The organism is Actinomadura sp. 7K534, from assembly GCF_004348575.1.
Classification (GTDB): domain Bacteria; phylum Actinomycetota; class Actinomycetes; order Streptosporangiales; family Streptosporangiaceae; genus Spirillospora; species Spirillospora livida.
In genome coordinates, this window is the sequence record NZ_SMKB01000059.1 from 23059 (window position 1) to 34508 (window position 11450).

The window sequence follows — 11450 nt, forward strand, 5'->3', positions numbered from 1 at the left end:
AAAAAATCTACAATGTAAAGGCGTCGGGCGGTGGCTACTGGGAATCCCGGGCGAACGCCCGCAGCCCCGGCGGGTCGACCACGACGATCTTGCGCCAGCCGGTGCGGACGAGCCCCTCGGCGCGGAGTGTGGCGAGGGCCCGCGCGACGGTCTCCCGCGAGGCGTCCATCCAGCTCCCGAGCTCCTCCTGGGACAGCGGCGGGCCCAGCACCACCCCGCCGGAGGCGTCCGGCGGGCTGTGCGGCGCCGACCGGTCCGCCAGGTCGGCCAGCAGGATCGCCAGCCGCCGCGCGCCCTGCGCGGACACGTGCGCCTGCAGCCGGCGGCCCGCGTCGTCGAGGCGGCGCACGAACGTGCCGCTGACCAGCCGCCACACGCGGGGATGGGCGTCCAGGAAGCCGGTGAACCGGGAGGCGGGCACGACCAGGGCCCGGAGCGGGCCGAGGGCCGCCACCGTCGCCGACCGCTCCCGGCCGCCGAGGACCGCGCTCTCGCAGACCAGGTCACCGGGCCCGCGGACGGCGAGCACCACCTCGCGGCCGTCCGCGCCGGACGAGGTCACCTTGGCCCAGCCGGACTCGATGACGATGAGGTGGTCGGAGTCGTCGCCCTGGTAGCACAGCGGCATCCTCGCCTGGTACCCGCGGGGCCGCGCGACCCGGCGGAGCGCCGCCCGCTCCGCGTCGTCCAGCGCGTCCCAGAACGCGTCGGACACGCCGGCGGCGGGCCCGCCGCCTCCCGCGCCCCCGGGCCGCCCGCTCACCGCCGCGCGTCCCCGGCCGCGGGGGTGCCGTGAACCGGTACCCACGGCAGTTGGGGGGAGTGGGGCGGTGAGGCCCAGTGCCGCGGGTACCGGTCGTTCATGCGGCCCGTTCCGTCCGTGACCCCGCCCGGACGGCGGCCGCTCGCGTGCGCATCGTGCATGAGCCCATGAGAACCCCTCACCGATGAGGATGTTGCACGCGGAAGGACGCCCTGTCTGCGTCATCTGACACTTTTGGCGAAAATTGCAGAATCCGTGCGGGCGGGTCGCCCCGCCCGTCACCGGGCCAGGGCGTTGAGCAGCCGGTTGACGGGGCCGCCGAGGTTCCAGGTGTCGGCCAGCTCCACCAGCGCCTCGGGGTCGCGCGCCCCCGCGGGGAGCCGGTCGTCCAGCGCGGCCAGCTCCGGCGCCTCGATGTCGGTGACGACCCGCACCACCGTCTCGGCGGCGGCCAGGTAGTCGCGCGCGGCCTCCATCCGGCGCCGCGCGCCGGCCGGGAACCCCTCGGCGGCGCCGGAGTCGAGCGCGGCGAGGATGCCCTCGACCGACCCGAACCGGGTGACCAGCGCGGCGGCGGTCTTGTCGCCGACGCCGGGGACGCCCGGCAGGCCGTCGCTCGGGTCGCCGCGCAGCGTCGCGTAGTCGCCGTAGCCGCGGCCGGGGATGCCGTACTTGGCCGCGACCTCCTTCTCGCCCATCACCTGGAGGTTGCGGATGCCGCGCGCCGTGTACAGGACGAGGACCGGGCCGCGGTCGTCCACCAGCTGGAACAGGTCGCGGTCCCCGGTGACGATGTCGACCGGCCCGTCCGCCGCGCCCCGCGTCGCCAGGGTCCCGATGACGTCGTCGGCCTCGTAGCCGGGGACGCCCGCGCGGGCGAGCCCGAACGCGTCCAGCACCGCGTCGATGACGGGCAGCTGCGCCTCCAGCGCGTCGGGGGTCTGGTCGCCGCCGTCGTCGGCGACCCGGTGCGCCTTGTAGGACGGCAGCGCCGCCACCCGGAACCCGGGCCGCCAGTCGGCGTCCATGCAGCACACGAGCCGCTCCGGCGACCGGTCCTGCACCAGCCGCGCGATCATGTCGATCAGCCCGCGCACCGCGTTCACCGGCGTCCCGTCGGGCGCCGTCACCGACTCGGGCACCCCGAAGAAGGCGCGGAAGTACAGCGACGGCGTGTCCAGCAGCATCAACCCGCTCATGCGAGGACATGCTGCCACGCCGGTACGACGTCGGCGCGGGGGCGCGCCTCTGGGATCCTGGTACCGGAGAAGAACGCGAGATTGGAGACGGGTGTGACAACGGAGTTGTATCCGCGTGAGCGTCCCGGCCTGGTGCGCGACGCGGCGGCGCGGGCCGGCCTCGGCGCGGTGCTGCTGACCCCCGGCCCGGACCTGCGGTACGTCACCGGGTACGACGCCAAGGAGCTGGAGCGGCTCACCTGCCTCGTGGTCCCGGCCGAGGGGGAGGCGTTCCTGGTCGTGCCGCGGCTGGAGCTGCCCGCGGCGCAGGAGTCGCCGGCCGGTTCCCTCGGCCTGGAGCTGGTGCCCTGGGACGAGACCGACGACCCGTACGAGCTCGTCGCCCGCCGCCTGCCCCGCGGCGTGCGGACGGTGGGCGTGGGCGACCGGATGTGGGCGGTCATGGCGCTGCGGTTCCGCGCCGCGATGCCGGACGCCGAGCAGGTCGCGGCCGGGGGAGTGCTCCGCGGGCTGCGGATGCGCAAGAGCGCCGCCGAGGTCGCCGCGCTGCGCGAGGCGGGCGCGGCGATCGACCGGGTGCACCGCCGCGTCCCGGACCTCGTCAAGGCCGGCCGCACCGAGCGCGAGGTCGCCCGGGACGTCGCCGAGGCGATCCTCGCCGAGGGCCACACGCGCGTCGACTTCGTGATCGTGGGGTCCGGCCCGAACGGCGCCAGCCCGCACGCGGAGCCGTCTGACCGGGTCATCCGGCCGGGCGAGCCGGTGGTGGTCGACATCGGCGGGACGATGCCGAGCGGGTACTGCTCGGACTCCACCCGCAACTACTGCGTGGGCGAGCCGCCCGCCGAGTACCGCGAGTACTACGCGGTGCTGGAGGAGGCGCAGCGGGCCTCCAGCGCGGCCGTCCGGCCCGGCGCGACGCCCGAGGCGGTGGACGCCGCCGCCCGCGACCTCATCGCGGCCGCCGGGCACGGCGAGCACTTCTTCCACCGCACCGGGCACGGCATCGGCCTGGAGTCCCACGAGGACCCCTACATCGTGGCCGGCAACCTCGAGCCGCTGGAGCCGGGCATGGCGTTCTCGATCGAGCCGGGCATCTACCCGGGCCCGCACGGCGCCCGCATCGAGGACATCGTCGTGTGCACCGAGGACGGCCACGAGTCGGTGAACCACACCGAACGCGGCCTCGTGATCGTGGACTGAGCGCGGTTCTCGGCCGCCCGGGCACCGGGGGCGCGGACGGGTTTCCGTCCGCGCCCCCGCGCCGTTTCGGACGACATCTATCCGCGAAAAAAACGGGTCGGTAACGATCTTTGCACCAAATGTGTCAGCGGGCAGCGCGCGTATTGCGGCGCGGACCGTCCGACATGTACCACCTTCTTTGACACGCGGGGGTTAAGTCGCGTTCCTGCCGTGCGGCGGCCCCGTTCCCGCCGCGCCGGACGAGTCCGTGCCGTAAACGAAGAGGAGACGCCGTGGCAGAGGTCGACCTGACCAGCGTCGGGAAGGTCTATCCCGACGGCACGCGGGCCGTGACCGACCTGAACCTCCACATCGCCGACGGGGAGTTCCTCGTCCTGGTGGGGCCGTCGGGATGCGGCAAGACGACCGCGCTGCGGATGGTCGCCGGGCTGGAGGACATCTCCGAGGGCGAGATCAGCATCGGCGGCCGCGTCGTCAACCGGGTGCCCGCCCGCGACCGCGACGTGGCGATGGTGTTCCAGAGCTACGCCCTCTACCCGCACCTGTCGGTCCGCGACAACATCGGGTTCGGGCTGTCGCTGCGCAAGCTGCCGAAGGCCGAGATCAAGGAGCGGGTCGACCGCGCGGCGGAGACCCTCGGCCTCACCGAGCACCTGGGCCGCAAGCCCCGCAACCTCTCGGGCGGGCAGCGGCAGCGGGTCGCGATGGGCCGCGCCATCGTCCGCGAGCCGCAGGCGTTCCTGATGGACGAGCCGCTGTCCAACCTGGACGCCAAGCTCCGCGTCCAGATGCGCGCCGAGATCGCGCGGATCCAGCGCGACCTCGGCGTCACCACGATCTACGTCACCCACGACCAGACCGAGGCGATGACGCTCGGCGACCGGGTCGCGGTGATGAAGAAGGGCGAGCTGCAGCAGGTCGCGCCGCCGCAGGAGCTCTACGACCGGCCGGTGAACCTGTTCGTCGCCGGCTTCATCGGCTCACCCGCCATGAACCTGCTTCAGGGCACGCTGTCGGAGGACGCGGAGAACCCGCGCCTGACGATCGGCGACGCGACCCTGGCGCTTCCGGCCCGCGTGCTGACCGAGCGCCCGGCCCTGGCGTCCCACCTCGGGCGAGACGTCGCCGTCGGCATCCGCCCCGAGGACATGGAGGACTCCGAGCTCGTGGACGCCCCCGAGGGGTCCACGCTGACCTCCACCGCCGACCTGGTGGAGGCGATGGGCTCGGACGTGCTCGTCCATTTCGCGATCGAGGCTTCCCCGGTCGTCACCGAGGACACCAGGGAGCTCGCCCGCGACGCGGGCACGGACGTGCTGGGGGAGCTGGAGAGCCCCAGCACGGACCTCGTCGCGCGGTTCAGCCCGCGCACCCGCGTGAAGGTCGGCGACCCGGTGACGATCCGCGTCGACACCGGTCGCCTGCATTTCTTCGATATCGAGTCCGGCGCGTCGATCTGGGGAGCAGACGACGCCGCCGGTTCGCCCAGGGAGGATGAAGGATGAGGGTCACCAGACGGGCATTGAGCGCCGCCGTAGCGGCGGGCATGCTCCTGTCGGCGGCCGCCGCGTGCGGCGGCGACGACGACGGCAGCGACGGGTCGACGCCCGCCGGCGGCGGGGAGCTGAAGGGCACCACGATCGAGGTCGCGGCCAAGTGGACCGGCCCCGAGGAGGAGAACTTCCGCAAGGTCCTGGACGCGTTCCAGAAGAAGACCGGCGCCACCGTCAACTACGCCTCCACCGGTGAGAACACCGACGCGTTCCTCGGCCCGCGCCTCGAGGCCGGCAACCCGCCGGACGTGGCGATCCTGCCGCAGCCGGGCCTGATGAAGCAGTACGCCGAGAAGGGCTCGCTCAAGCCCCTCAGCCCGGACGTGGTGTCGGAGGTCGACAAGAACTTCTCGCCGTACTGGAAGGAGCTCGGCTCCTCCGGCGACAAGACCTACGGCGTGATGATCAAGGCCGCGTACAAGTCGATCCTGTGGTACCGCCCGCAGGCGTTCTCGGACGCCGGCGTCCAGCCCCCGACGACCTGGCAGGAGCTGGTCACCGCGGCCGGCACCCTGCAGGAGGCCGGCACCACGCCGTTCACGCTGGCCGCCGGGCCGGACGACTCCTGGACGCTGACCGACTGGTTCGAGAACGTCTACCTCTCGCAGGCCGGGCCGGAGAACTACGACAAGCTGGCCGAGCACGAGATCAAGTGGACCGACCCGACGGTCAAGAAGGCGCTGGAGACCCTCGCCGAGATCTGGGGCAAGCCCGACTTCCTCAACGGCGGCGTCGCGACCGCGACCAAGACCAAGTTCGACGAGTCGGTCACCCAGGCGTTCGGGCAGGAGAAGGCCGCCATGGTCTACGGCGGCGACTTCGCCGCCGCCAACATCGCCACCACCAACGCCAAGGTGGGCACCGACGCCAAGGTCTTCGCCTTCCCCAAGACCGGCGACACCGCGCCCGCGATCCTCGGCGGCGACGTCGCCGTCGCGCTGAAGGACGGCGAGGGCGCCCAGGAGCTCATGAAGTTCCTCGCCTCCCCCGAGGCGGGCAAGGTCTGGGCCGGGCTCGGCGGCTACCTGACCCCGAACAAGAACGTCCCGCCGGACGCCTACGCCGACCCGGTCGCCAAGGAGCTGATCGGCCAGCTGCAGCAGGCCGGCGACGCCGCCCGCTACGACATGTCCGACCTGACGCCCGCCGCCTTCGGCGCGACGCCCGGCGACGGCATGTGGGAGGCGCTGCGCACCTTCGTGCAGAAGCCCGACGACGTGGCGGGCATCCAGAAGAAACTGGAGGCCGAGGCAGCCGAGGCGTACAAGTAGGGAACAAGTAGGGAACCTGGATGAAGGCTCCGAAAGACGGGGTGCCGCCGGCCGCCACGGCCGGCGGCGCCGCCGCCGTCGCCGAACCCGCCCCCGACCCGCCCCGCAAGCGCCGGTCGCGCGAGCGGCTGACCCCGCCCTCGTGGCTGGCCCTGCTGTTCCTGCTGCCGGCGCTGGCGCTGCTCGGGTTCCTCGTGGTGTACCCGATCGTCTATTCGGTGATCCGCAGCTTCTTCGACGCCACCGGCGACGCGTTCGCCGGCGTGGACAACTACACCGGTGTCTTCCAGGGGCGCGAGAACCTCATCGCGGTGCGCAACACCGCCATCTGGGTCGTGGTGGCCCCGAGCTTGGTCACCATCGTCGGCCTGTTCTTCGCCGTCCTCACCGAGCGGATCCGGTGGGCGACGGCGTTCAAGCTCGTGGTGTTCATGCCGATGGCGATCTCGTTCCTGGCGTCCGGCGTGATCTTCCGGCTGGTGTACCAGCAGGACCCCGACAAGGGCGTGGCGAACGCGGCAATGGTCGCGATCCACGACACGTTCGCGCAGGACACCGGCTACCCGGGCGCCGGCCCCCGCGGCGGCGGCGACCAGCCGCTGCGCGAGGACGCCGGCGGCGTGGCCACGACCGGCACCCACTCGGGCGGGCAGAGCGTGCTCATGCCGCTGGTGAAGGTCAAGCCGGAGTACGTGCCGCAGGACGCCGAACCGGCCGCGCAGCCGCCGCCCGCGCAGGCGGGGCAGGTCACCGGGACGGTCTGGTTCGACTTCACCCGGGGCGGCGGCGGTGAGCCGAACGTCCCCAACGCGGGCGAGACCGGGCTGCCCGGCGTCAAGGTCGAGGCGGTGCGCGGCGGCGAGGTCGTCGCGACCGCCACCACGAACGCCGACGGCACGTTCACGATGGCGGACGTGCCCGACGGGGCGTACACGATCCGGCTGCCGGCCGACAACTTCACCACCCCCTACCGGGGCGCGGAGTGGCTCGGCAGCACGCTCATCACCCCCGCGATCATCGGGTCGTACCTGTGGGTGTGGTCCGGCTTCGCGATGGTCCTGATCGCCGCCGGGCTCGCCGCGATCCCCCGCGACGCCCTCGAGGCGGCGCGCGTGGACGGGGCCACCGAGTGGCAGGTGTTCCGGCGGGTGACGATCCCGCTGCTCGCGCCGGTCCTGATGGTGGTGGCGGTCACCCTCACCATCAACGTGCTGAAGGTGTTCGACCTGGTGTACATCATCGGCGGCGGCGATCCGAACGCCAGCGTGCTCGCGCTGGAGATGTGGACCGAGGCGTTCGGCGGCGGGAACGACCAGGGGGCCGGCAGCGCGATCGCCGTGCTGCTGTTCGTGCTCGTCGCGCCCGCCATGCTGTTCAACATCCGGCGAATCCGGCAGGAGCGCACATGAGCACCGGGGAGAAGGCCGCCAAGAACCCGGACCGGCCGGACGGCCCGGCCGGCGAGGCCGCGGCGGGCGGGACCGCGGCGGGCGGGAACGGCGCGGCCGGGTCGCCGCGCCGCGGCGTGGCCGCCCGCGTCGTCGGCAGGATCGGCGGCGGGGCCGCGCAGGCCGTGCTGGTCCTGATCGCGCTGTTCTGGCTGGTGCCGACGTTCGGGCTGCTGGTGGCGTCGCTGCGCTCCAACGAGGACAACGCGGCCAGCGGCTGGTGGAACGTGTTCACCGAGCCGACGCAGCTCACCCTGGAGTCCTACTCCGCGCTGCTCGACAAGCCCGACTTCGTCGACTCGTTCTGGAACACCGTGCTGATCACGGTCCCGGCGACGCTGCTGGTCGTCGCGATCGCCTCGCTGGCCGCCTACGCGTTCGCGTGGCTGGAGTTCCCCGGCCGGGACTGGCTGTTCCTGCTGGTGGTGGCGCTGCTGGTGGTGCCGGTCCAGGTCGCGCTGATCCCGGTCGCCAAGCTGTACGGCAACATCCAGTTCGGCGGCTGGCAGATGTTCGGGTCCGTCACCGGCGTGGTGCTGTTCCACGTCGCCTTCGGGCTCCCGTTCGCGATCTTCCTGCTCCGCAACTTCTTCGCGGCGATCCCCCGGGACCTGCTGGAGGCCGCGCGGATGGACGGCGGCTCGGAGTGGACGATCTTCCGGCGGGTGATCTTCCCGCTGGGCGGCCCGGCGATCGCCTCGCTCGGCATCTTCCAGTTCCTGTGGGTGTGGAACGACCTGCTGGTCGCGCTGGTGTTCGCCGACACCGAGGCGCAGCCGATGACCAAGTGGCTGCAGTCGCAGATGCGGCAGTTCACCGGCAACATCGACATCCTCGCGCCCGGCGCGTTCCTGTCGCTGATCGTCCCGCTGGCGGTGTTCTTCGCCTTCCAGCGGTACTTCGTGCAGGGCGTCCTCGCGGGATCGGTGAAGTGACCGCGCCGGTGAAGCGACCGCGCCGGTGACGTGAGCGCGGCGGAGCCCCGCGGCCCGGGAAGGGCCGCGGGGCTCCGCCGTCCGCCGGGCCGGGTCAGGAGGTCTTGTCCAGGGACGCCGCGGCGGCGTGCTGCCGTGCGCCGGGGTGCCCGATGGCGAGGCCGCTGGTCGGGTCGAAGAAGTGCAGCCGCCGGGTGTCGACGGCGAGGTCCACGTGCTGGTTCGGGCGCACGTGCGAGCGGGAGTTGACCCGGGCCGTCCACAGCGCCTTGTTGTCGACCAGGGGGATCGCCATGTCCTCCTCGCCCTCGGTGGCGTCGGAGGCCAGGTCGGCGGTGTCCTTGTGCTCGACCGGCGGGGCGTCGATGGTGAAGATGACGTTGATCTCGCTGCCGAGCTCCTCGGTGACGCTGCTGCGCACCGACATCGGCGCCCACTCGGGCTTGGCGTGCGCGGCGTCCTCGAAGTCCGACGGGCGGATGCCGAGGACGACGTTCCCGCCGAGGTAGTCCCGCAGGCCCGGGCGGTCGTCGATGACCGCGGCGGGGACCGGGAGCGTGTACCCGGCGAAGGAGACCTGGGCGCCGCCGTCGCCGGCGCTGAGCTGGGCGGAGACGAAGTTCATCGCGGGGGAGCCGATGAACCCGGCCACGAACAGGTTGACCGGGTTGTCGAACAGCCGCTGCGGGGTGTCGACCTGCTGCAGCTGGCCGTCGCGCAGCACGCAGACGCGCGAGCCGAGCGTCATGGCCTCCACCTGGTCGTGGGTGACGTACACGGTGGTGACGCCGAGGCGCTCGTGCAGCTGGCTGAGGGAGGCGCGCATGGACACGCGGAGCTTGGCGTCCAGGTTGGACAGCGGCTCGTCCATGAGGAACGCCTGCGGCTGGCGGACGATCGCGCGGCCCATCGCGACCCGCTGCCGCTGGCCGCCCGACAGCGCGGCCGGCTTGCGGGAGAGGTACTGCTCCAGCCCCAGCATCTTGGCGGCCTCGCGGACCTTCTGCTTGATCTCCGCCTTCGGCGTGCCGCGCAGCTTGAGGCCGAACGCCAGGTTCTGCTCGACGGTCATGTGCGGGTAGAGCGCGTAGTTCTGGAAGACCATCGCGATGTCGCGGTCCTTGGGCGCGAGGTCGTTGACGATCCGGTCGCCGATCGAGATCTTCCCGCCGGTGATCTCCTCCAGGCCCGCGATCATCCGCAGCGCGGTCGACTTGCCGCAGCCGGACGGGCCGACCAGGACCATGAACTCGCCGTCGCGGATCTCCAGGTCGAGGCCGTCCACGGCCTTGACGCCGCCGGAGTAGACCTTGTCGACCCGGTCCAGCACGATCTTCGCCATCCGAACCCTCCATGGAAACGTTTCCAATTAGCCCCGCCGAGCAGGGTGTTCATTGCACTTTTTGGAGTAAACATCATGGAAACGTTTCCATGGGAGGGAGTGTTGTGAGAAGGTGATCGAAAACGGGCGGAGGGGGGCGGTCGGTCCATGGCACCGCGCAGGCCGGCGACGATCAAGGACGTGGCGGCGTCGGCGGGCGTCGGCATCGCCACGGTGTCGCGGGTGTTCTCCGGCACCGGCTCGGTCGGCGCCGCCACCCGCGAGCGGGTTCTGGCCGCGGCCCGCGAGCTGGACTACCGGCCGAGCGCCCTCGGCCGCGGCCTCAAGCTGCGGCGCAGCGGCGGCATCGGCCTGGTCGTCCCCGACGTGACCGACCCGTTCTGCGCCGAGCTCGTCGCGGGCGTCCTCGCCTGCGCCCGCACGCTCGGCGAGCACGTCATCGTGGACGCCGCGCACGGCGACCCGACCCGCGAGGCCGAGATCGTCGAGCGGCTCGTCGAGCAGCGCGTCGACGGCGTCATCGCCCAGCCCGCCGGCACCGAGGCCGACTGGCGCGGCGCCGCCCGGGTGTGCTCCAGCGTCGTCTTCGCCGGCCGCGCGCTGCCCGGCCTGCCGGAGATCCCGGCCGTGCTGGCAGACGACGCCGGCGGCGTGCGGTCCCTCACCGAGTACCTCGCCGGGCTCGGGCACCGCCGCATCGGGTTCCTCGGCGAGGCCCCGCGCAGCCCGTCGCGCGTGCATGAGGGCGCGTTCCGCGACACCCTCGCCCAGCTCGGCGTGCCGGTGGAGGAGGACCTGGTCGTCGGGGCCCGCCCGGCCGGCGACGCCGCCTACGCGGCCGCCGCCGGGCTGCTGCAGCGCCGCGACGACGTCACCGCCGTCCTCGCCGCCGGGCACCGGCTCGGCGAGGCCGCGGTGCTGGTGGCCCGCGAGCTGGACCTGCGGGTCCCCGCGGACGTGTCGATCGCGATGGTCGACGACGTCGCGTGGGCGGAGCTGTGCGACCCGCCGCTCACCGCCGTCGCGCGCCCCGGCCGCGACATCGGCTACCGCGCGTGCGAGATGCTGCTGCGCGAGCCCGCCCGCCGGGGCCGGGGCGGGCCCGTGCTGCTGCCGACCGAGCTGGTCGTGCGCGGCAGCTGCGGCCCGCTGCGCCCGGCCCGCCGCTGAGCGCACCGGCCGCGGGCGGCGGATGCCGGGCGAATCGGGCCCGTGCACGGGCCCGGGCACGCTAGATTTCCCGCGTGGAGGACATCGATCGTCAGATCATGGCGCTGCTGGCCGACGACGGGCGGATGAGTTTCACCGACCTCGCCAAGGAGACCGGCCTCTCGGTGTCGGCGGTGCACCAGCGCGTCCGGCGGCTGCAGAAGCGCGGCGTCATCCTGGGGTTCGCGGCCCAGCTGGACAGCCGGCAGATCGGGCTGCCGCTGACCGCGTTCGTGTCGATCAAGCCGATCGACCCGGCCGCGCCCGACGACGCGCCCGAGCGGCTCGCGCACCTCCAGGCGATCGAGGCGTGCCATTCGGTGGCGGGGGAGGAGAGCTACATCCTCAAGGTCCGCGTCGGGTCGCCGAACGAGCTGGAGGAGCTGCTGCAGAGCATCCGCGCCGCGGCGAACGTCGCGACGCGGACGACGGTCGTGCTCAGCACGCCGTGGGAGGCGCGCCGCCCGCCCCTGTGAGCGGCCCTCAGGCCCCCGGGGGGCCGCCGGGGGAGGTGGGCGCGGTGACGA

General features: G+C 72.9%; 10 protein-coding genes. 7 read left to right on the plus strand and 3 right to left on the minus strand.

The window, feature by feature from the left end; translation table 11 throughout:
- Positions 1-34: 34 nt before the first annotated feature.
- Positions 35-763 carry a Crp/Fnr family transcriptional regulator gene (locus E1266_RS14640; RefSeq protein WP_243718416.1) on the minus strand — a complete coding sequence of 243 codons (729 nt, stop codon included), beginning with the start codon at positions 761-763 and terminating at the stop codon, positions 35-37.
- Positions 764-1041: 278 nt separating this feature from the next.
- Complete coding sequence (locus E1266_RS14645) at positions 1042-1962, minus strand: 5'-3' exonuclease (protein ID WP_132047131.1); 921 nt, start codon at positions 1960-1962, stop codon at positions 1042-1044.
- A gap of 93 nt (positions 1963-2055) precedes the next feature.
- Here E1266_RS14645 and E1266_RS14650 point away from each other — a divergent pair, with 93 nt between their 5' ends.
- From E1266_RS14650 to E1266_RS14670, 5 genes are all read left to right on the plus strand, one after another.
- Entirely contained in the window at positions 2056-3165 is a 1110-nt protein-coding gene (locus E1266_RS14650; protein WP_132047133.1) for a Xaa-Pro peptidase family protein, read from the plus strand.
- Between the two features lie 272 nt (positions 3166-3437).
- Positions 3438-4670, plus strand: coding sequence for a sn-glycerol-3-phosphate ABC transporter ATP-binding protein UgpC (gene ugpC, locus E1266_RS14655; RefSeq protein WP_132047135.1), 1233 nt, complete (start codon positions 3438-3440; stop codon positions 4668-4670).
- On the plus strand, positions 4667-5989 hold the full coding sequence (locus E1266_RS14660) for an ABC transporter substrate-binding protein (protein WP_132047137.1): 1323 nt from the start codon (positions 4667-4669) through the stop codon (positions 5987-5989). Before ugpC (E1266_RS14655) ends, E1266_RS14660 begins: the two co-directional genes overlap by 4 nt.
- A gap of 20 nt (positions 5990-6009) precedes the next feature.
- Positions 6010-7398, plus strand: coding sequence for an ABC transporter permease subunit (locus E1266_RS14665; RefSeq protein WP_132047139.1), 1389 nt, complete (start codon positions 6010-6012; stop codon positions 7396-7398).
- Positions 7395-8372 (plus strand): carbohydrate ABC transporter permease, encoded by a 978-nt coding sequence (locus tag E1266_RS14670; protein WP_132047141.1) that lies wholly within the window; start codon positions 7395-7397, stop codon positions 8370-8372. The genes E1266_RS14665 and E1266_RS14670 overlap by 4 nt, the downstream gene beginning before the upstream one ends.
- Before the next feature lie 94 nt (positions 8373-8466).
- On the opposite strand, the gene ugpC (E1266_RS14675) is transcribed toward E1266_RS14670, so the two are convergent.
- Positions 8467-9714, minus strand: a complete 1248-nt coding sequence (gene ugpC / locus E1266_RS14675) for a sn-glycerol-3-phosphate ABC transporter ATP-binding protein UgpC (RefSeq protein WP_132047143.1) — start codon at positions 9712-9714, stop codon at positions 8467-8469.
- 147 nt (positions 9715-9861) lie between these two features.
- Here ugpC (E1266_RS14675) and E1266_RS14680 point away from each other — a divergent pair, with 147 nt between their 5' ends.
- Positions 9862-10884, plus strand: a complete 1023-nt coding sequence (locus E1266_RS14680; protein WP_132047145.1) for a LacI family DNA-binding transcriptional regulator — start codon at positions 9862-9864, stop codon at positions 10882-10884.
- Between the two features lie 74 nt (positions 10885-10958).
- Complete coding sequence (locus E1266_RS14685) at positions 10959-11399, plus strand: Lrp/AsnC family transcriptional regulator (protein ID WP_132047147.1); 441 nt, start codon at positions 10959-10961, stop codon at positions 11397-11399.
- The last annotated feature ends 51 nt before the right edge of the window (positions 11400-11450 follow it).

Bases quoted from the DNA above. Each gene is read 5' to 3' on its own strand.
- ugpC (WP_132047143.1), bottom strand. From the start codon at position 9,714: ATGGCGAAGATCGTGCTGGACCGGGTCGACAAGGTCTACTCCGGCGGC.
- E1266_RS14680 (WP_132047145.1), top strand. From the start codon at position 9,862: ATGGCACCGCGCAGGCCGGCGACGATCAAGGACGTGGCGGCGTCGGCG.
- E1266_RS14670 (WP_132047141.1), top strand. From the start codon at position 7,395: ATGAGCACCGGGGAGAAGGCCGCCAAGAACCCGGACCGGCCGGACGGC.
- E1266_RS14645 (WP_132047131.1), bottom strand. From the start codon at position 1,962: ATGAGCGGGTTGATGCTGCTGGACACGCCGTCGCTGTACTTCCGCGCC.
- E1266_RS14665 (WP_132047139.1), top strand. From the start codon at position 6,010: ATGAAGGCTCCGAAAGACGGGGTGCCGCCGGCCGCCACGGCCGGCGGC.
- E1266_RS14660 (WP_132047137.1), top strand. From the start codon at position 4,667: ATGAGGGTCACCAGACGGGCATTGAGCGCCGCCGTAGCGGCGGGCATG.